This window comes from Psychrobacter sp. CAL346-MNA-CIBAN-0220 (assembly GCF_040309805.1).
In the GTDB taxonomy this organism is placed as follows: Bacteria; Pseudomonadota; Gammaproteobacteria; order Pseudomonadales; family Moraxellaceae; genus Psychrobacter.
Window position 1 is genome coordinate 1 of record NZ_JBEOPF010000674.1, and the last position, 241, is coordinate 241.

At 37.8% G+C, this 241-nt stretch carries 1 protein-coding gene; it reads left to right on the forward strand.

The window, feature by feature from the left end; genetic code table 11:
* On the forward strand, positions 1-241 hold a 241-nt coding region (locus AAEY88_RS15280; RefSeq protein ID WP_350563755.1), incomplete at both ends, for a hypothetical protein.

Here is a 241-nt window from a genome sequence, read left to right on the forward strand (position 1 = left end):
ATTCTGACCTTGATACGGTTTATATGTTCAATGAAGGGGCTCATCGCGATCGCGGTGAGCAAGCGGTGCAAATTAATAATATCTTAGGCGAGGTCGACTGGCCAAAAGAAGACAATAAAATAGTTTATTACAACTCTGGGATGTTTTTGCTATCTAAAGAAACCGGACTATTTGATAAAGCCAATATTGAAGAAATGCAGGCCATTTGTAACAACGTTAAATTTTACGACCAAACCTATAT